This window comes from Dorea longicatena, assembly GCF_024168045.1.
GTDB lineage: Bacteria > Bacillota > Clostridia > Lachnospirales > Lachnospiraceae > Dorea_A.
In genome coordinates, this window is sequence record NZ_CP100126.1 from 2,685,954 (window position 1) to 2,706,673 (window position 20,720).

A 20,720-nucleotide genomic window follows, 5' to 3' on the forward strand; every position below is an offset into this window, starting at 1 on the left:
ATAAAGTCAGATGATTTTGAAAAAAAGCAAAAAAATAGGCACTAACCACTTATGGTTAATGCCCTTTGGGGTAATCATTATTTTTCTTTTGTCAATTTCTGATACATTCTCATTAATTCAGCAACACAGTCTGCTTCTGACATTTTAATGCTAAATCCATAAGCATGCATCACTGCTCTGTTATTTGCTTTATGTGCTTTCAGTAATTCTGTTGGCATTGTCAAAGGATCATAAAGATCTGCAAGATTGCTATCTGTATAAAGTGCTCTAGCATTCAAGATAGCCTGTGCCGTTTTTCTTATCTTTTCCTTTTGATCATTTGTTGGAGAAGGCCAAGGGAAATTATTATAAACAATCATATTAGAATAACTATAATCACTCTTTAGTCGACCACATACTGCTCTGGTCCATGCCATATGAACATTGGACATTAGTATTCCAAACTCGTAACTTGTGGCTGACGGCATTGTAAAAAGTTTATCGCCTGGAATTATTTCTCCTTCAAGATAATCCATCGGAATATATCTTCTGTTTTGCGAAGACACCTTTGGTATTGCAATATATGGCGAATACTGTGCAAGTTCTTTCCGTTGTCTTTCATCAAGCAAAAGTATCAACTTTTCTCCAATCTCTCTGCCGGATTCAGATATATCAAATACAGCTAATTTCTCATATTTTCATCTCACAATTAACCCTATATATTTGCTGTGCGACGTTTTTTTTTCTTTTGCCGTCGAGTGGCAGATGTTTTATACTATGTCACTTTCATAAAGTTCTCTTTATCCTTTATTACTTTTCTGTTTTGTCTGATTTAAAAGCAAGATAACCAAAACAGAAATAGCTATACTGCATGTCTGTATCATGACGGTGCTGGCTCATATATGCTTCAACATCTTCATCTACCCCTTCACTATTTTAAATATCTTCGGTAACTATCCAGAACTAAATCTGTAACACCGCTTTTATAGATTTTACGGATATCAACAATCTGTTCATCTTTCAGAAGTTTCAACCAATCCAGTAAATCTTTTCTGCTGTTTGCGAAATTGCAACATCTTCCATCAGCATATTCAATCCTGTATCTCATACGCTCCTCCTATACATATACCAATTCACTCAATACAATTTCCTGCACACGATTCTCGACATTATTACACTGTCGCACCCACTCCATAGGATTACATGCTTTTAATTCCTCTGTAACTCCCTCCGCACTTCGTATTTGTGCCTCAATCAATTCATACCGTTCCTGTGCCTGTTCATTCAGATCTGCCAGATAGCTGTCCAATTTCCCAGTCAACAGAAGATAAGAATACATACCTGATTTATAGTTTTTCATATATTCTTTTCGAAGCATTCCCCAGTACCCAATCGGTCTGGTTTCTTCCGGTAATGATAGCACTGGCAGGTAATAATCTCCTACCAACACATAATCTAATCCATTCCTGTCATCATGTAGTATTTTTCTCTGATTGCTCATGTTCTTCTCCTCCATCAAATCTTTCTCTTCTCTCTCAGATATGCTTCAAATATACTTCTTCGAATCAACACCTTTTTCCCAATTTTATATACTGCCCCTGCTTCATGTGCCATACGGACAACGGGTTTGATTCCCAGTCTGTAGTATTCGCACGCCATGTTATAGGTCACGTAATCATGGCGCATAAATTCCAGATCTTCATCATCGATTTCATCTGAAAACATCCATACATTACCGCTCATCCGTCTTCTTCTCCTTATCATTTCCTGTTGCCGGTTCATGAAAACGCTCCAGATAGTCATCAAAAATATCCCGGTTAATCAATACGGTTCCATCTATTCTGTAAATTGCACCTGCATCACTGGCGAGTTCAAAAAGTTTCTTATGAGAAATGCTGTAAATAATCTCTGCCTGTTGATAACGCAGATACTGTCGGCGTAATTTTCTAAGCTGCTCTGGTACTTCCTTCATACTTGTAATTGGTTTATAACTTTTACCCATGATGTTTTCCTCCAAAATTAGATTTGCTGTTTTACAGAAGCTGACTGCCGGGATATAACTTTCCAGGGCCGAATCATCAGACGCGCCACTGGCGCCTCTTTGATATGCAACGCAAAAAAGCACCTCTTAGATTAACTCTAAGAAGTGCTCTTACTTCATTGCCAAACCTGTGTCCTTTCACCTGAAATTCGTCATGCTTCATAACGATTCATTATTATCCCAAATTTTGTTGTCAAATTGTTGTCAAATGCGGTCTGACATCATGGTTTTAGACATTTAATATTTAATTTTAATACAGCTTTGCACCAGCCGGAATGTGGTTATCAACCATCAGAAGATGAAGTTTTTCTTCGCCCTCTTCCTCATGAATTGCACTGAGAAGCATTCCACAAGATTCAATTCCCATCATGGCTCTCGGTGGCAGGTTGGTGATTGCAATTAAGGTCTTTCCAACCAGTTCTTCCGGCTCGTAATAAGCATGAATACCGCTTAAAATCGTACGATCTGTGCCTGTTCCGTCATCCAGAGTGAACTGTAACAGCTTCTTGGATTTCTTAACTGCTTCACATGCTTTTACCTTTACAGCTCTGAAATCAGACTTGCTGAAAGTATCGAAATCAACCATTTCTTCAAATAATGGCTCAACTTTTACTTTGGAAAAATCAATCTTCTCAACTGTTTTTTCAGCCTCTGCCGGAGCTGCTTCGGAAGTCTTGGAAGCTTTCTTGTCAGCGTCCAGTGACTTCATTGTAGGGAATAATAACACATCACGAATAGCCTGAGCATCTGTCAGCAGCATTACCAGTCTGTCGATTCCGTATCCGATTCCACCTGTTGGCGGCATACCGATCTCCAGTGCATTCAGGAAATCTTCATCTGTGTGGTTCGCTTCTTCATCACCGGCTGCAAATGCTTCTTCCTGTGCTGCAAAACGTTCTCTCTGATCAATCGGGTCATTTAACTCTGAGTATGCATTACACATCTCACGTCCGTATACATACAACTCAAAACGCTCTACATAATTCGGGTCTTCCGGATTCTTCTTTGTCAGTGGTGAAATCTCGATTGGATGATCTGTTACAAATGTTGGCTGAATCATCTTCTCTTCACAGAACTCATCAAAGAAGAGGTTCAGGATGTCACCCTTCTTGTGACGTTCTTCATATTCTACATGATGCTCATCTGCTAATGCTTTAGCTTCTTCGTCTGTCTTAACTTCTGCAAAATCAACACCTGCATACTTCTTAACAGCATCGATCATAGAAATTCTTTCGAATGGTTTTGCCATATCGATAACTGTTCCGTTGTAGCTGATAACTGCGCTTCCGCACACTTTTTCTGCGAGGTAACGGAACATACTCTCTGTCAGTTCCATCATTCCCTCATAGTCTGTATATGCCTGATATAATTCCATCAGTGTGAATTCCGGATTGTGACGTGTATCTACACCTTCATTACGGAATACTCGTCCGATCTCATATACTCTCTCAAGTCCTCCGACAATCAGTCTCTTCAGGTACAATTCCAGAGAAATACGGAGTTTCACATCTTCATTCAGCGCATTGTAATGTGTCTCGAATGGTCTTGCTGCCGCTCCACCTGCATTGCTTACCAGCATCGGAGTCTCTACTTCCATAAATCCACGTCCATCTAAGAAGTTACGAATCTCTTTGATGATCTTAGAACGTTTGATAAATGTCTCTTTTGACTCTGGATTCATGATCAGATCTACATATCTCTGACGGTAACGTGTATCGGTATCTGTTAATCCATGGAACTTCTCCGGAAGGATCTGTAAACTCTTAGAAAGAAGTGTCATCTTCTCTGCATGGATAGAAATCTCTCCTGTTCTTGTTCTGAACGCAAATCCTTCTAATCCGAAAATGTCACCAATATCAGAACGTTTAAAATCTGTGTAAGAGTCTGTTCCGATCGCATCTCTTGCAACATATACCTGGATACTTCCCTGCAGATCCTGAATGTTGCAGAAAGAAGCCTTACCCATAACTCTCTTGAACATCATACGTCCTGCGATAGATACATGAATCGGATTGGCATCCATGATACTTCTTCTCTCTTCATAATCTTTCTTCAGAACCTCTTTCGCCTGCTCTTCATTCATTCCCTCTACGTCTGGTGTCTGGTGGTCTTTTAAAAGTTCTGCTTCATGTGCTTCATACAGACTCTTCACTTCCAATGAGTGATGTGTCTGATTGAATTTTGTAATCTGAAATGGATCTTTTCCATTCTGCTGAAGGTCTGCTAATTTCTCACGTCGAACCTTTCTTAACTGGTTCACGTCCTGTTCCTGTCCATTGTTCTGCTGCTTAGCCACTTTTTTATTCTCCTTCCTTATCTGAATTCAGACCTCCCGTGTAAGAGAGGCCTGAGTCTTGTGTCCTTGTTATTCTTCGACGGGTATCTGCCTGTCTCTTATAATGAACGGCTGATGTCCAGTACCTTGTACTCCATTACTCCAGCCTGTGTCTCTACAGTTACGACATCTCCGATCTGTTTTCCCATCAATGCCTGGCCAACCGGTGATTCATTGGAAATCTTTCCTTCCAGACTGTTCGCTTCTGTAGAACCAACCAGTTTGAATTCCATCTCTTCATCAAATGTGATGTCGAATACTTTTACCGTACATCCGATATTAATCTTATCAAAATCAACTTCGTCTTCTACTACAACTTCTGCATTCTTAAGAATTGCTTCCAGTTCTTCGATACGTGCTTCAATGTCTCTCTGTTCATCTTTTGCTGCATCGTACTCTGCATTCTCTGATAAGTCTCCCTGTTCTCTTGCTTCTTTGATCTTCTGGGCGATCTCTCTACGTTTTACAACCTTGAGGTTCTCAAGTTCATCTTCCAGTGCTTTTAAACCAGCATAAGTAAGTAATTTTTTCTTTGCTTCCATCTGTCTCCTGCTCCTTTTTCTGTTCCATATTACTCTGACATTTTTATGCCTGAATCATCTATCTGAATAATTAATCTGTCATAGAATAATGATACTTTCACAATTTCATTATTATACATAAATGCATGTTTTATGTCAATCTTTTTATCACCTGCAAGTACCCGTTTTTCCTTTATTTTCAGCATTTTTGTACATTATACGATTGCTTTGTCCAGAAGTACTTCCAGTTCCTCATAAGATTCCACCTGATTGATCGCATCCCTGAGTTTTGCAGAACCTTTCATTCCTTTTGTATACCAGGCGACATGCTTACGCATCTCCCTGATTCCGATGAAATCTCCTTTGAATTCAATCTGCAGTTTTGCATGTCTTAGCATCGTCTCTTTGATCTTCTCCGGAGTCGGTCTCGGCGGAACAACACCGGTCCTTTCGTATTCCTGGAGTTCGTGGAATATCCATGGATTCCCCTGTGCACCTCTTCCGATCATCACACCGTCACAGCCTGTTTCTCTTCTCATCTGAAGTGCCATCTCTCCGGAAGTCACATCACCGTTTCCAATCACCGGAATAGATACAGCCTCCTTGACCTGACGGATGATATCCCAGTCTGCTTTTCCGGAATAGTATTGTTCTCTTGTCCGTCCGTGTACTGCGACCGCTGCACCTCCTGCATCTTCGATAATCTTTGCGATCTCCACAGCATTGATATTATCATCGTCGAACCCTTTTCTTATTTTCACCGTTACCGGCTTTTTAATTGCCTTTGATACTGCCGATACGATCTCATGTACCAGCTCTGGGTTCTTCATAAGTGCGGATCCCTCTCCATTCCGCACTACTTTTGGCACCGGGCATCCCATATTAATATCCAAAATCTGAAATGGCAGTTCTTCTATCATCTTTGCCATCTCGCTCATAATCTTCGGATCCGATCCAAAAAGCTGCAATGACACCGGATACTCATCCGGATGGATCGCCAGCAATGCTTTTGTATTTTTATTCTTATATTGCAAAGCTTTTGCACTGATCATTTCCATGCAGAGAAGCCCTGCTCCCTGTTCTTTACATAAAAGTCTGAAAGGCAGATCCGTTACTCCCGCCATCGGTGCGAGTATATATGGATTTGCCAGATTAACATTCCCGATTTTCATTTTTCTACTCCTATTATCACGCTCAGATTACAATTACCTGTAATTTTTTCAAGAAACACACAGCACTATATATCAGATAAGACAGCCCCTAACATTCATAAACGAAGCTTTCTTGATATATAGTGCTGCATATTTCTTTGCAAGTCTACACTGTCAACACTGCAGATTATTTATTTTTTTTATTTTTTTCGTAAATGAACCGAAGTCCCTTTAACGTAAGCTGTGAATCGTACACATCGATCATATCGGTCTCATTTGCAATTATCTTGCCAAGTCCGCCGGTTGCCACTACTTTCGCATTCGGATATCCGGATTCTTCTTTCATTCGTCTGATAATATATTCCGTCTGACCGATTTGTCCGTATACAAGACCGGCCTGCATTGCCGTAATTGTCTCTTTTGCAAGAATTGATTTCGGTTTGCGGATTTCTATTGCCGGAAGCATGTCTGCCTCTCCCCAGAGAGACTGTGCCGAAGTCCTGATTCCCGGTGCGATCACACCTGCTTCAAATGTTCCGTCCGGACCGATCACGTCAAATGTTGTTGCTGTTCCAAAATCCACAACAATTGTTGGACCTCCGTATAAAGTATACGCACCGACTGCATCTACAATGCGGTCCGGACCGACCTGTCTCGGATTCTCTGTGACAATGCGGATTCCGGTCTTAATTCCAGCAGATACGACCACCGGCTTTACGCCGAAGTATTTGATGATCGCACTGCCGAGTGAATGCATCACATCTGGTACTACGGATGCAATGATCACTGCATTGATCTTGGAACTTTCAATCCCATGTCTTTCTACGAGTTCCTGTAAAGTAATTCCATATTCATCCGATGTTCTCGGCTGCTTTGTCTTCATACGGAATGTACCAAATAATTCTTCTTTATCAAACACACCAAGTGTAATATTGGTGTTTCCTACATCGATTACAAGAAGCATCTTTCTCCTCCTGTTTTGTCTGCTGCCTTCTGGTTACTCTTCGCTGTTTATCTCTTCGCCCAGGAAGAATACTTTATAATATAACTGCAATGCCTGCAGAAGATCCTGTTTCTCTCTCTGCAGCTGCTTGATCTTAAGCTGGCTTCCGATCTCATCGAACATCGGATCGAATTCCTCGGTCGATACCTCAAAGCATAATTCTCCGTCTTCTTCAAACACCAGCGTAAGGATTCCCCCTACGTCATGCACATACAATACGCACATAATCTTCAGTTCATTCTTCACATCATCCGGAAGCTGTTCAAAATCCGGATTCAGATAATACTTTTCTTCATATGAATTAGCACCGCAAAGCACTACTTTTCCATCATACATATCCATATACTCCTCTAACTGATACCTCTCCGGCATAGATTTCTTTCTCTTTTCCATCCGGCGTTCTTACAATCAGTTCTCCGGTCTGATTGATGCCGATAGCATATGCTTTATATTCATTCCCCGGTTCCAGGACCTTGACCTCCCGGTCCTTATTCACCAACATGGAATTATAAAGTTCCTGCAATCCTGACAGATCTTCTGTCTCCTGAAAGATCTCATAATATTTTTCAAAGATTTTCATTACTGCTGCGATCAGCCCGGAACGCTTTATGCGCTTTCCGAGTTCCATCTTAAGTGATGAGGCAGTTTCCTTAATATCATCAGGGAACGTATCCTGATTCACATTAATTCCCACTCCGATCACTACATGATTGATGTAATCGATCTCTGTACTCATCTCTGTTAGGATACCACAGATTTTCTTTCCATTCACAACGATATCATTCGGCCACTTAATCTTTGTCTCAAGACCGGTAACCTCCCGGATTCCTTCTGCCACGGCAATCGCCATGATCAGTGTAAGCTGTGGCGCTTTTACAGGCGGAATATCCGGATACAACAATATCGTCATATAGATACTGCTCCCGGATGGCGATTTCCAGACGCGGCCCCTTCGCCCTTTCCCTGCCATCTGCATATCTGCAACAAATAATGTCCCATGAGGTTCCTTATTATTTCCGGCTTCCTTTGCCCGGTTATTTGTGGAATCAGTCTCATCATAATATATGACGTTCTTTCCTGCCCACTTTGTATCTACCAGACTGTCGATCTCTGCTTTTGACATAACATCCGGACTTTCGATAAGGCGGTAGCCTTTGTTACGCACCGCCTCTATCTGATAGCCTTCCTTCTTAAGCTGATCGATCACTTTCCAGATGGCTGTTCTGGACACCTGGAACTGTTCGCACAGCTGTTGTCCGGAAATATATGTATCATTCTCTTTTAACAAACGTAATATTTCTGATTTCATACTCTGTCTGCTCTTGCCTACTCTCTTTCACCAAGTGTTGCCACCATGACAGCCTTGATCGTATGCATACGGTTCTCAGCCTCGTCAAATACCTTTGACTGCGGAGACTCGAATACTTCATCTGTAACTTCCATATCGTCCAGGCCGAATTTGTCATGAATCTGTTTGCCGATCTTCGTCTTCAGATCATGGAATGCCGGCAGGCAGTGTAAGAAGATAGCCTGTTCTCCTGCATTTTCCATTACTTTCTTTGTCACTTTGTATGGGGACAGTTCACGGATACGTTCTTCCCATACTTCGTCCGGTTCACCCATGGATACCCATACATCTGTACAGATAACGTCTGCATCTTTGGTTCCGCTTTCGATATCTTCTGTCAGTGTGATGGTTGCTCCTGTCTCTTTTGCATATCCTTTGCAAGTCTCTACCAGTTCCTCATTCGGAAAATAGTTCTTAGACGTACATGCCACGAAATGCATACCTAATTTGGCACATGCGATCATCAGGGAATTGCCCATATTGTATCTTGCATCACCCATGTATACCAGTTTGATACCTTTCAGATGTCCGAAATGTTCACGGATCGTCAGCATATCCGCCAGCATCTGTGTCGGATGATACTCATTCGTCAGTCCGTTCCATACCGGAACGCCTGCATATTTGGCCAGTTCCTCCACAATCTCCTGTCCAAATCCACGATACTCGATTCCATCAAACATTCTTCCGAGAACTCTTGCTGTATCTTCGATACTTTCTTTCTTCCCGATCTGTGAACCTGAAGGATCAAGGTAAGTCGTTCCCATACCCATATCGTGAGCAGCTACTTCGAAAGAACAGCGGGTTCTGGTACTGGTCTTTTCAAAGATCAATGCCACATTCATTCCTCTGTATTTATCAACCGGAATTCCTTTTTTCTTTTTTTCTTTTAATTCTGCGGAAAGATCAAGCAGATATGTGATCTCTTCCGGTGTGAAATCTTTCAGTGTCAGGAAATTTCTGCCTTTTAAATCCATTGTTTTGTACCTCGTTTTTATTCTTTGACTTTTATCTTATGTCTTTTGTCTACTTTTCTTCTTTTTTATCATCTGCGCCAATCTCTGTAACAGATTTTACCAGACCTGCAATGCTCTGGATCTCTGACGGGATGATGATCTTCGTTGCTTTTCCATCAGCAGCTTTTGCAAATGCTTCCAGACTTTTCATGGTAAGAACAGCCTCATCGGCTCCTGCTTCTTTCAGGAAACGAATTCCATCGGCATTTGCCTGCTGTACTTTCATGATGGCTTCTGCCTTACCTTCAGCCTCACGGATCGTGGCTTCTTTCTGTGCTTCTGCTTTCAGGATAGCCGCCTGCTTCTCAGCTTCCGCATCCAGAATTGCAGACTCTTTGTGGCCTTCTGCCACAAGGATTGTAGATTTCTTCTCACCTTCTGCACGTAAGATTGCTTCACGGCGTTCACGTTCTGCCTTCATCTGCTTCTCCATTGCATCCTGGATGGCTGCCGGTGGGATAATGTTCTTAAGTTCCACGCGGTTTACCTTGATTCCCCAAGGATCGGTTGCCACATCCAGAGATGCTCTCATCTTCGTGTTGATCGTCTCTCTGGATGTCAGTGTCTGATCCAACTCCAGATCACCGATGATGTTACGAAGTGTTGTCGCTGTCAGGTTCTCGATCGCCATGATCGGATTCGCCACACCATAACAGAACATCTTCGGATCCGTGATCTGATAAAATACAACGGTATCAATTCTCATCGTTACGTTATCTTTTGTGATAACCGGCTGCGGTGCAAAATCCACTACCTGCTCTTTCAGATCCACTCTTCTTGCCACACGGTCAAAAATCGGAATCTTAAAGTGAAGTCCGGTTCCCCATGTTGCCTGATATGCCCCCAGTCTTTCAATAACCAATGCCTGCGCCTGTCTGACTACCTTTACACAGGAAATCACCACGCAGATAATAATCGCTAATAAAATCAATCCAAAAATCATACTCTACTCCTCTCTGGCATGCACGATCAGTTTCACGCCCTGAATACCATTTACTACAACAACTGTGTTCTTTGGAATCTTTCCGTCCGGCTCATCCGTCTTAGCCGACCATATCTGACCGCAGATCTCTACCTGCCCTTTTGCCTTTATCGTATCAATATCTTCTGTCACCAGTGCATGCTGTCCGATCAGACTCTCTGCGTTCGTCTTCTGTCTCTCCTGATTGAAGAACTTCACCGCGATCGGTCTTGTCAGAATCAGAAGCAGAATGGAAACTATAACAAATACTCCGATCTGCACTCCCAGCCCAAAACCGACAAGTCCTGCACAGAATGCGATCAGTGCGCCTCCTGCGAACCAGATCGTGGTAAGTCCCATTGTCGCAATTTCAATGATCAACAGTACAATGAATATTGCCAGCCAATAGATCACTCTCATAAGCCGTCCCCTCTTTTCCGTATATATTATTTCTTGTTCACTATATTACTATACTCTGATAAAGAAAGCAATTTTCTTCTGTAAAATGAGTGGATTGTATCTCATTTAATTACACTTTCCTTCTCTGTCTTGCGGCTTCGAACATCAACACCGAAGAAGCGATTGCCGCATTCAATGACTCTACCTGTCCAAGCATCGGGATCTTGACATAGCAGTCTGCCATGTCTGCGATCTCGCGTCTCAGGCCATTCCCCTCGTTCCCGATCAGGAATGCACATGGATTCGTCAGGTCTTCCTCATCATAGGAATTCGTTCCTTCCAGATGTGCAGCATAAGTGGTGATACCTTTGTCTTTTAAATCCTGTATTCCTTTGCCAAGATCTTCCACATATACGAACGGCATGCGGTATATCGATCCCATCGTTGAGCGGATTGTCTTCGGATTATAGACATCGACGCATTCTCTGTCCATGAGGATGCCGGTCACGCCGGCTCCTTCTGCTGTACGCAGGATGGTTCCAAGATTGCCCGGATCCTGCAGATGGTCTAATACCATGATCAGCGGGCATTTTGCCGAAGTCAGTTCATTGATTTCATGGTTCATCTGTTCCACCACGCACAGGATTCCCTGAGGGGTCTTAGTATCTGATGCATGGGCGAATACAGTATCTGTCAGTTCTTCCACTCTTACTTTAGAGTCTTTCAGGACTTCTTTTACGGTATCTTTTTCTTTTTTGTAAAAGGATTCGGATACATAGACTTCTTTTAACTTGTCGAGCGGCACTTCCCTGAACATACGGATTCCCTCTACCAGGAAGACGCTTTCTTCGTCTCTTAATTTTCTCTTCTTCTTTAAATTCACCAGACGTTTGATTCTGGCGTTGGATGTGCTTGTAATCATATATATTGTTCCTCGTGTTTCTTATTTATTTACATTATCATATCATATCCTCCATTGAATAAAAACCCCCGGAGGTGTACCAGACCTCCGGAGGATTTTGCATCTCAAAATATTTTGCTATATTTTTACTTACACCTTAAACCGATATCCAACGCCCCATATCGTCTCGATATACTGCGGGTTGGATGTATCCACTTCTACTTTCTCACGGATCTTCTTGATATGCACCGTTACCGTTGCGATATCCCCGATGGACTCCATATCCCAGATCTCCCGGAATAACTCTTCTTTCGAATATACGTGGTTCGGATGGCTCGCAAGGAATGTCAGCAGATCGAATTCCTTCGTCGTAAATGTACGTTCTTCTCCGTTCACCCACACACGTCTTGCAGTTGTATCAATCTTCAGTCCTCTGATCTCGATCACTTTATTCTTCTCTGCCGCACTTCCGGTCAGACGGTCGTATCTTGCCAGATGCGCTTTTACTCTCGCCACCAGTTCACTTGGACTAAACGGCTTTGTCATATAATCATCCGCACCGAGTCCCAGTCCCCTGATCTTATCGATATCATCTTTCTTCGCAGATACCATCACGATCGGTGTATTCTTCACATCACGCACCTGACGGCAGATATCGAATCCGTCCGTTCCCGGCAGCATCAGATCCAGGATCAGAAGATCATAATCTTCGTTCAGTGCTTTCTGAAGTCCTGTATCTCCGTCATTTGCAACCTCTACGGTGAACCCGCTCAGTTCCAGATAATCCCGTTCCAGATCTGCAATTGCTTCTTCGTCTTCTACTATTAATATCTTACTCATTGACTGGTACCTCCTGATACTTTCTTAGTACAAAATACATTGTCGTTCCGGTCTCTTCTCTGCTTGTTGCCCAGATCTTACCGCCGTGTTCTTCTACAATCTTCTTTACTACAGACAAACCGATTCCACTTCCTCCGGTGGAAGAATTTCTCGATGCGTCGGTACGATAAAACCGGTCAAAGATATTCGGCAGGTCTTTTGCTGCAATTCCTTTTCCGTTGTCTTCCAATTCAATCTGTACAAAATCTCCTACATCTTTGACACGCAGATTGATCATTCCCTTTGGTTTGTCCATATATTTCAACGAATTGTTGACAATATTGTGAATCACACGTTTTACCTGCTCCGGATCTGCAATGATCCGTACATTCTTCTCCACATAATTAAAATAACCAAATCCTACATTCTGTGCCGCCAGTTCAACCGACAGGTCATCCGCACAGTCGTTGAAATATTCATTCGCCGACACGATATTAAAATTGTAAGGGATCTTATTCGTATCGATCTTAGAATATAATGTCAGCTCATTGATCAGCGTATTCATCTCTGTCGCCTTATTGTAGATTGTTCTGACATACCGGTCTATCTTCTCCGGTGTATCAGCAACGCCATCTATAATTCCTTCGGCATAACCTTTGATCGTTGTCACCGGTGTCTTCAGATCATGTGAAATGTTACTGATCAGTTCTTTGCTTTCTTTGTCATATTTCAGTTTTTCTTCGGCACTATCCTTCAGGCGTCCTCTCATCTCTTCCAGGCTCTGGCAGAGTTTTCCAAGTTCATCGTCAGCCTCCGGTTTCAACTCAAAATCCAGATTTCCCTCCTTGATATTCTGTGCCGCTGTCTGCATCTTGCCGATCGGTCCCATAACCGCACGGTAGATCCATATAATAAGAGCCGCCGAAGTAAGTATCAGTATCACTACAATTCCAATCAGAATTTCCCATAAAAAATGTCCAACCTCCGGAATTACATTGGATACATCTGACACGATAAACGCACTTCCTTCTTTGCCGTCATCATATCTGAAATCTACCTGTTTTACCAATGCTTCTGCATCTCCGCCAAGATAAATTCCGTTCTCCGATGTTGTATCTGTATCTCCATATCCCGGCAATTGTTCGATCACCGCTTTTACACGATCATCATCGTTGCCCGTATATACGATTGTTCCGTCTTTTCTCACCAACAGATATGCATTCTTATTCTCCAGTTTTTTATTAAACTGATCCAGTTCTGTCGCATCTTCCATCTCAAATGTATGCTCTGACATCTTCTTCAGTTCATGATACGGCTTCTCCGTAACACGTGCAAGTACCTGCATGGAATTCGTAAAATCGGAAATCGTCGTTCCTGTAATCCCATAATTCTTCTCCACCACTCCGATCTGATAGCGGCATACCATTGAAACCATCATGGCTGCCATAAGGACCGGTATGATGATAATCGTAAAAAATGCTATAACTAATCGCGTTTTCAGCTTCATGTATCTGTCCTCCACTCAAAAAAATTATAGCATGAAAAATGGGTGCTTCACACCAAAGCACCCATAAACTTTTATAAAATTTCTATAAATATTTTTTCAGATCTTCTACTTTGTCCAGTTTCTCCCATGGAAGATCAATATCTGTACGTCCGAAATGTCCGTAAGCCGCTGTCTGTTTGTAGATTGGTCTTCTAAGATCAAGCATCTGAATGATTCCTGCCGGGCGGAGATCAAAATTCTCACGAACGATCTCTACCAGTTTATCATCTTCTACTGCACCTGTTCCGAATGTATCTACCATGATAGATGTCGGATGTGCTACACCGATTGCATAAGACAACTGAATCTCACATTTCTTAGCAAGTCCTGCAGCAACAATATTCTTGGCAACGTAACGTGCTGCATAAGCGGCAGAACGGTCAACCTTTGTACAGTCTTTTCCAGAGAAAGCCCCGCCGCCGTGACGTGCCATTCCACCGTAAGTATCTACGATGATCTTACGTCCTGTAAGTCCACTGTCTCCGTGTGGTCCGCCGATTACAAAACGTCCTGTCGGGTTGATGAAGAACTTTGTCTTCTCATCTACCATGCCCTCCGGAATGATTGCATCGAATACATATTTCTTAATATCTTTATGGATCTGATCCTGTGTCACTTCCGGATCATGCTGTGTCGAAAGTACGACTGCATCCAGACGTGCCGGAACACCATTCTCATCATATTCAACCGTAACCTGTGTCTTTCCATCCGGTCTTAAGTACGGAAGTGTTCCGTTCTTTCTTACTTCTGTAAGCTTTCTTGAGAGCTTGTGTGCAAGTGCGATCGGGTATGGCATATATTCCGGTGTCTCATCAGAAGCATAACCAAACATCATTCCCTGATCTCCGGCTCCGATCGCATCGATCTCTTCTTCGGACATTGTATGTTCTTTTGCTTCCAGCGCTTTATCAACACCCATAGCAATATCAGACGACTGCTCATCGATTGCTGTGATCACACCGCAAGTCTCTGCATCGAATCCGAATTTTCCTCTTGTATATCCGATTTCTTTGATCGTGTCACGTACGATCTTCTGAATATCAACGTATGCATTCGTTGTGATCTCACCCATAACAAGTACCATACCTGTTGTAGTTGCTGTCTCGCATGCAACACGACTCATTGGATCCTGTGCCATCAATGCATCCAGAATGGCATCAGAAATCTGATCACACATTTTATCCGGATGTCCCTCTGTTACTGATTCTGACGTAAATAATCTTCTTTCCACGTTCTTCTCTCCTTTTTTCTTAAAACATTCCTGCATTCTTTCTCCCAGGATTGCCGGCAGTTTTTTGTAGATTCCCCTGTTTTACCGAACTGAAAAACCGTCCACTTACATAAGTGGACGGTTTGATATCTTCATAAACCAATCCTCTTATTGTTCGATCACTCGCTCAGGCTGGCACCTTCCATATATGGGGTTGCCGCAGTTTCATAGATCCTTTGTATCTCCACTGCTCTGAATAAGAGAAAGTTTGCTTTTATTATATTTCTGGTACGACTAAGACTTTACTCTATTTTACACATACTGTCAATAGACATATCTAAGAAAATGTATCATCTAGCCTACTTTTAATTTGAATTTCTGGATTGCTTTTTCGGAATCTACTTTTTCGATGATTCCGCCGATACCACGGAGCTTCTCTTCGAATCTTTCATATCCTCTCTGGATATATACGATATCGTCTACGATTGTGATTCCGTCAGCTGCCAGACCAGCTATACAGAGTGCTGCTCCTGCACGAAGATCCGGTGCGCTCACTCTGGCTCCCGAAAATTCTGTCACGCCTTCAATCGTTGCAGAATTACCTTCTACTTTCACATTTGCACCCATTCTTGCAAGCTCATCCAGATATTTGAAACGGTTTTCAAAAATACTCTCTGTAATGATACTTGTCCCCTTACATAAAGCCAGTGTTACGCCGATCTGCGGCTGCATATCTGTCGGGAATCCAGGATACGGAAGGGTCTTCACATGTGTGCTTGTAAGATCTCCTTTTGATACGACACGTACAGCATCATCGAATTCTTCCACTTCACATCCGATTTCTACCAGTTTTGCGATCGTAGCCTCCAGATGCTTCGGAATAACATTCAGTACCGTTACATCTCCCTTTGTTGCTGCTGCTGCGAACATGAATGTTCCTGCTTCGATCTGATCCGGGATCACAGAATATTCTGTTCTGTGAAGGCGCTGTACACCACGGATCTTGATCACATCTGTACCTGCTCCCCTGATGTTGGCCCCCATGCTGTTCAGGAAGTTTGCAACATCTACAACATGTGGCTCTTTTGCAACATTTTCCAGAATGGTAAGTCCTTCTGCCATAGCTGCTGCCATCATAACGTTAATCGTTGCTCCAACACTTACCACGTCGAAATAAATATGCTTTCCGACAAGACGGTCTGCCTCTGCAACGATCTTGCCATGTTCAATATCTACATCTGCACCTAACGCACGGAATCCTTTGAGATGCTGGTCGATTGGTCTGCTTCCGATATTACATCCTCCCGGAAGTGCAACTTCGGCACGTTTATACTTTCCAAGTAATGCGCCAAGAAGATAATAGGAAGCACGGATCTTCTTAATATAATCATACTCAATATCTACGTTCTTGATACTGGCTCCATTAATCTTTACTGTATGACGGTCGACACGGTGTACCTTCGCTCCAATCCCCTCGATTGCATCGATCAGTACGTTAATGTCATTCACATCTGGTAAGTTATCGATTAATACGGTCTCATCTGTCATAATTGCTGCTGCAAGAATTGCAAGTGCCGCGTTCTTGGCACCGCCGATTTCCACTTCTCCCACAAGCGGATGACCGCCCTTAATAATATACTGTTCCATTAATTACACCTCATTAATATTTATATGAATCTCTAATTACAATAAATCTTTTGTTCAATATTTATAACTATCTCAAATTGTACATAAATTTCTGCATCACAATATAACCCCAAAAGGGTTCGCGCCTATTATAGCACAAATTTCTCAATTGTAAAATATTTTTTACAGTTATGTAATTTTATTGTAACATATTTCAATTGTTCTATCTATACTTGTGCACTTTTACTCCCCTAATGCATCTAATACCGATTCAATCGTATCTTCCAGCTTCTGATTATCTTCACACACTGTAATATCTGCATACTTTTCAAAAAGCTTTACTCTTTCATCATACAGATCTTTGAGCGTCTGTCCGTCACGCAGTACCACTCCACGGCCTTTGGCGTTTTTAAGTCTGCCGTTTATTGTCTCAAAGGATGCCTGTAAATATACGACTTTTCCGATTTCTTTATAATGTTTCATCGCATTTTCACAATATACTACGCTGCCTCCCGGCGAGATAACGGTACGTTCCGCTTTCACCTGTGCATTGACCCGGTCTTCTACTTTCAGGAAGCCATCCGGTCCAACGTCAGCAATAATATCTTTCAGAAGTTTTCCTTCTGATTCCTGGATCAGAATATCCGTGTCTACAAATCTGTATCCCAGTCTCTTTGCAATTACCACACCAACTGTACTTTTCCCGACTGCCGGCATTCCGATAAAAATAATGTTATTATCTGCCATGATGTGCCCTCCTGTATGTTATGTTCTGATTTTTTCTTTCATTTGAAAACTATAATTATCATCGCACAGTATAACATACAAGAGGGCGAAGTGGAAGTTTTTTTCCAGATGCCCTCTTGTAGATCAATATATTTTTTTACGTATCTCTCTATGTTCCACACGTCTCCTGCAAAGTTCCTGATATGTCATAACCTCGATCAGATCCATAAGCCAGGCACCCGGGTTCTCTTCTTCCTTCTCCGCCTTATCATAGATCCTGCGGCACATCAGACGAAGCTGCAGGCGGTCCGGATATTCATCATACATCATGCTTCCGTCATATTCCATTCTGTCACATTCCTCTTCCATATAAGGAAGTACTCTCTTTGCCGTATCCGGGTAAATGCTTTTCATATAGTCATAGTCTCTTCTCGCATTCCGGTCATCATTATACAGCAGCGGAACCGGATAAGCCATATAGAACGGTAATTTGTTCTCCATAATCCTGATTGCTCCTTGGCGGTTCTATCTGTATTAAGATATGCACGGGGACATCAATCGGTGAATGAGAAACTATCTCTTCTAATTGAATGTTATCTCATATTTTTCAATATTAACGGTTGCCGCTTCATCACTAGTAAATATAATTTCATTTGCTTCCAATGGCGTAGGAATGACCACACTCGCCGTCTGCTCTCCATCATTAATAAATAATTCTACAGAATATCTGTCCATGATAAAATGTAGTTTCGGCGCATGATGTTTTTCCGCAATTTCTATCTTTCTCACACAGACAACATCTGCATTTACACCACTGTAGGTCCGGTCAATTTCAATCTGATGTTTTTCCGGATAATATGTAAATGTTGTTGTATATTCTTCATTATGTGCCACATCTACCTTGAACTCCCGGCCTTCTACATTCGTAAGTTCTACCGTCATGTCAATCACCCGGCCATTGATACCATCCAAAGATATCTGTCCGCTAATTTTCTGTTCTGTATAGATGATTGGATTTTTCTTATACTTTTCCAGTTCTCTCACCGGACTTTGCCAGATTTTCCCATCTTTGATTTTTAATTCTCTTGGGAGTGTCATCATTCCCTGCCATTTCTGTCCTTTTGTCATGACACGTGCATCCCACGACTTCATCCATGCGACCATGATCCGCCTGCCATCCGGAAGCTCTGTTGTCTGTGGTGCATAAAAATCTAGTCCATAATCTAGGCTTCTCTTTTTCTCCCATGCAAAATCCGATATTTCTTTTTCTGCATCTCCAATAATATAAATGGAATTATGACCGTTATGAAATTCGTACTTTTGAGCATGCATATTCTGCGGAGAACAAATGATTACAGGATACCCGTCTACTTCCAGATAATCCGGACACTCTAACATATCTCCATTCTTTCCGTCATTTCTCAAAAGGACTTTTTCATACCGCCAGTTTTTATAGTCCTCACTGCTAAATAAGACTATTTGCCCACAATTTTCCTCATAGCGATTGCCTACAACGCAATAATATCTGCCATCCTTTTTCCATATCTTCGGATCACGGAAGTCTTTTCTGTCAAATTTCTCCGGCATGATATCTCCTTTTATAACTGGATTATCCTGCCATTTTTCATAATTCTTCCCATCTCCAATGGCAATGCACTGATTCTGGATTTCTTTTCCGTCTTTCTGGCTTACTCCTGTATAAAGCAGCACATGCTTTCCATCAGCTTCTACTGCACTTCCCGAGAAACATCCAATGTGATCATAATCCTGATCAGGTGCCATAGCTACCGGATATGCTTCCCATTTTACCAGATCTTCGGTCACTTGATGCCCCCAGTGCATCGGTCCCCATTCTGTTTTATATGGATAGAACTGATAGAATAAATGTACTTTTCCCTGATATACAGAGAAACCATTCGGGTCATTCATCCATCCTGTTTCCGGTGTCACATGGAATAATGGTTTTTCTTTTTCATCTATGTGATTCCGTCTGATATATTCATTGGCTTTTTCAAGCATACGTTCTTCCTCTTTTATTCTAAATTATTCTGCTCCGATCACCTGCTCTGTTTCCTTATCAAAGAAATGCATCTTATGTGGCATAAAGGTAAATTCCACCTCATCTCCCACCTGGCTTACTTCATATTTTGATACTCTTGCAATCGTTACGCTTCCTCCGAAGTCAAAATACAGATTATTCTCATTTCCCATAATCTCCGTATTGTCAATAACTGCTTTCTGATGACTTCCATAGACATCCAGATTAGTTGTATCAAACTTGATATCTTCTCCTCTGATTCCCATGATAACTTCTGAGTATCCCGCAATACGTTTTGCAATTGCTTCCGGAAGTTCAATCTTATTTCCATCTTTGAAGATCAGATTTCTTCCGTCTATTTTTACATCATAGAAGTTCATCTGCGGAGAGCCGATAAATCCTGCCACAAATTTATTCACCGGATGTTCGTACAGATCCATCGGTTTTCCAACCTGCTGTATCACGCCATCTTTCATGATTACAATGCGGTCTGCCATTGTCATGGCTTCTACCTGGTCATGTGTAACATAGATGGTTGTACTTCCAAGATTTCTATGTAATTTGCTGATCTCATTTCTCATGCTGACACGCAGTTTTGCATCCAGGTTAGAAAGTGGCTCATCCATCAGAAAGACTTTCTGGTCTTTTACAATCGCTCTTCCAAGTGCCACTCTCTGTCTTTGTCCACCTGATAAATTCTTAGGCTTACGGTAACGATATTCTTCGAGTCCCAGGATATCAATTGCCCAGTCTACTTTTTTCTTGATCTCATCTGCCGGAACCTTCATGTTCTTCAATCCATAAGAAATATTTTTTTCTACCGTCATATGTGGATACAGTGCATAGTTCTGGAACACCATAGAGATTCCTCGATCCGCCGGTGCAACCTCATTCACACGTTTTCCATCAATAAAAAGGTCTCCACTTGTAATCTCTTCAAATCCTGCGATCATTCGGAGTGTTGTGGATTTACCGCATCCGGATGGTCCGACAAATGCGATAAATTCTTTTTCTTCTATATCTAAGTTAAAGTCTGTCACGGAATTCTTATCGTTTCCTGCATATTTTTTACATATATTTTTAAATTCGATAAAGCTCATCTT

At 42.0% G+C, this 20,720-nt stretch carries 23 protein-coding genes and 1 riboswitch; all 23 genes read right to left on the bottom strand.

Annotation, left to right across the window (positions count from 1 at the left end; genetic code table 11):
• Positions 1–77: 77 nt before the first annotated feature.
• On the bottom strand, positions 78–650 hold the full coding sequence (locus NKF87_RS12865) for a type IIL restriction-modification enzyme MmeI (protein WP_408609632.1): 573 nt from the start codon (positions 648–650) through the stop codon (positions 78–80).
• 260 nt (positions 651–910) lie between these two features.
• Positions 911–1,087: a hypothetical protein gene (locus NKF87_RS12870; protein WP_172679858.1), complete on the bottom strand. Its 177-nt coding sequence runs from the start codon at positions 1,085–1,087 to the stop codon at positions 911–913.
• Between the two features lie 9 nt (positions 1,088–1,096).
• On the bottom strand, positions 1,097–1,480 hold the full coding sequence (locus NKF87_RS12875; protein ID WP_055282232.1) for a TnpV protein: 384 nt from the start codon (positions 1,478–1,480) through the stop codon (positions 1,097–1,099).
• Between the two features lie 14 nt (positions 1,481–1,494).
• Entirely contained in the window at positions 1,495–1,722 is a 228-nt protein-coding gene (locus tag NKF87_RS12880; RefSeq protein ID WP_055282111.1) for an excisionase, read from the bottom strand.
• Positions 1,712–1,981 carry a DUF6462 family protein gene (locus NKF87_RS12885; RefSeq protein ID WP_055282113.1) on the bottom strand — a complete coding sequence of 90 codons (270 nt, stop codon included), beginning with the start codon at positions 1,979–1,981 and terminating at the stop codon, positions 1,712–1,714. Before NKF87_RS12885 ends, NKF87_RS12880 begins: the two co-directional genes overlap by 11 nt.
• A 289-nt stretch (positions 1,982–2,270) precedes the next feature.
• Entirely contained in the window at positions 2,271–4,316 is a 2,046-nt protein-coding gene (lysS, locus tag NKF87_RS12890; RefSeq protein ID WP_253583672.1) for a lysine--tRNA ligase, read from the bottom strand.
• Positions 4,317–4,414: 98 nt separating this feature from the next.
• Entirely contained in the window at positions 4,415–4,897 is a 483-nt protein-coding gene (greA, locus tag NKF87_RS12895) for a transcription elongation factor GreA (protein WP_006428696.1), read from the bottom strand.
• A 194-nt stretch (positions 4,898–5,091) separates the two neighbouring features.
• Entirely contained in the window at positions 5,092–6,048 is a 957-nt protein-coding gene (gene dusB / locus NKF87_RS12900) for a tRNA dihydrouridine synthase DusB (RefSeq protein ID WP_055282149.1), read from the bottom strand.
• A 166-nt stretch (positions 6,049–6,214) separates the two neighbouring features.
• A complete protein-coding gene (locus NKF87_RS12905) occupies positions 6,215–6,991 on the bottom strand; it encodes a type III pantothenate kinase (RefSeq protein WP_028086637.1) in 777 nt (258 codons plus the stop codon).
• Positions 6,992–7,024: 33 nt separating this feature from the next.
• Positions 7,025–7,366: a DUF6145 family protein gene (locus NKF87_RS12910; protein ID WP_028086636.1), complete on the bottom strand. Its 342-nt coding sequence runs from the start codon at positions 7,364–7,366 to the stop codon at positions 7,025–7,027.
• The gene (locus NKF87_RS12915; protein WP_055282151.1) at positions 7,359–8,339 is read right to left on the bottom strand and encodes a biotin--[acetyl-CoA-carboxylase] ligase; all 981 of its coding nucleotides are present in this window, start codon (positions 8,337–8,339) and stop codon (positions 7,359–7,361) included. Before NKF87_RS12915 ends, NKF87_RS12910 begins: the two co-directional genes overlap by 8 nt.
• Before the next feature lie 17 nt (positions 8,340–8,356).
• Positions 8,357–9,352, bottom strand: a complete 996-nt coding sequence (gene argF, locus NKF87_RS12920; RefSeq protein WP_006428701.1) for an ornithine carbamoyltransferase — start codon at positions 9,350–9,352, stop codon at positions 8,357–8,359.
• A 49-nt stretch (positions 9,353–9,401) separates the two neighbouring features.
• Positions 9,402–10,334 (bottom strand): SPFH domain-containing protein, encoded by a 933-nt coding sequence (locus tag NKF87_RS12925; protein ID WP_006428702.1) that lies wholly within the window; start codon positions 10,332–10,334, stop codon positions 9,402–9,404.
• Between the two features lie 3 nt (positions 10,335–10,337).
• Entirely contained in the window at positions 10,338–10,772 is a 435-nt protein-coding gene (locus tag NKF87_RS12930) for an NfeD family protein (RefSeq protein ID WP_055282157.1), read from the bottom strand.
• Between the two features lie 109 nt (positions 10,773–10,881).
• Positions 10,882–11,673, bottom strand: a complete 792-nt coding sequence (gene rlmB, locus NKF87_RS12935) for a 23S rRNA (guanosine(2251)-2'-O)-methyltransferase RlmB (RefSeq protein ID WP_006428704.1) — start codon at positions 11,671–11,673, stop codon at positions 10,882–10,884.
• Between the two features lie 129 nt (positions 11,674–11,802).
• Positions 11,803–12,492 carry a response regulator transcription factor gene (locus NKF87_RS12940; protein WP_028086630.1) on the bottom strand — a complete coding sequence of 230 codons (690 nt, stop codon included), beginning with the start codon at positions 12,490–12,492 and terminating at the stop codon, positions 11,803–11,805.
• Entirely contained in the window at positions 12,485–13,978 is a 1,494-nt protein-coding gene (locus NKF87_RS12945; RefSeq protein WP_118225208.1) for a HAMP domain-containing sensor histidine kinase, read from the bottom strand. The genes NKF87_RS12940 and NKF87_RS12945 overlap by 8 nt, the downstream gene beginning before the upstream one ends.
• Positions 13,979–14,060: 82 nt before the next feature.
• The gene (gene metK / locus NKF87_RS12950; protein ID WP_118378491.1) at positions 14,061–15,248 is read right to left on the bottom strand and encodes a methionine adenosyltransferase; all 1,188 of its coding nucleotides are present in this window, start codon (positions 15,246–15,248) and stop codon (positions 14,061–14,063) included.
• A 144-nt stretch (positions 15,249–15,392) separates the two neighbouring features.
• Positions 15,393–15,490: riboswitch (SAM riboswitch) on the bottom strand.
• Positions 15,491–15,581: 91 nt separating this feature from the next.
• Positions 15,582–16,874: a UDP-N-acetylglucosamine 1-carboxyvinyltransferase gene (locus NKF87_RS12955; protein ID WP_117597575.1), complete on the bottom strand. Its 1,293-nt coding sequence runs from the start codon at positions 16,872–16,874 to the stop codon at positions 15,582–15,584.
• A gap of 222 nt (positions 16,875–17,096) precedes the next feature.
• Positions 17,097–17,600, bottom strand: coding sequence for a shikimate kinase (locus NKF87_RS12960; protein WP_118309039.1), 504 nt, complete (start codon positions 17,598–17,600; stop codon positions 17,097–17,099).
• Positions 17,601–17,723: 123 nt separating this feature from the next.
• Complete coding sequence (locus NKF87_RS12965) at positions 17,724–18,080, bottom strand: hypothetical protein (protein ID WP_028086626.1); 357 nt, start codon at positions 18,078–18,080, stop codon at positions 17,724–17,726.
• 81 nt (positions 18,081–18,161) lie between these two features.
• Positions 18,162–19,598, bottom strand: a complete 1,437-nt coding sequence (locus tag NKF87_RS12970; RefSeq protein WP_253583674.1) for a glycoside hydrolase family 32 protein — start codon at positions 19,596–19,598, stop codon at positions 18,162–18,164.
• Between the two features lie 24 nt (positions 19,599–19,622).
• The gene (locus NKF87_RS12975; RefSeq protein WP_195956017.1) at positions 19,623–20,717 is read right to left on the bottom strand and encodes an ABC transporter ATP-binding protein; all 1,095 of its coding nucleotides are present in this window, start codon (positions 20,715–20,717) and stop codon (positions 19,623–19,625) included.
• Between the last annotated feature and the right edge of the window lie 3 nt (positions 20,718–20,720).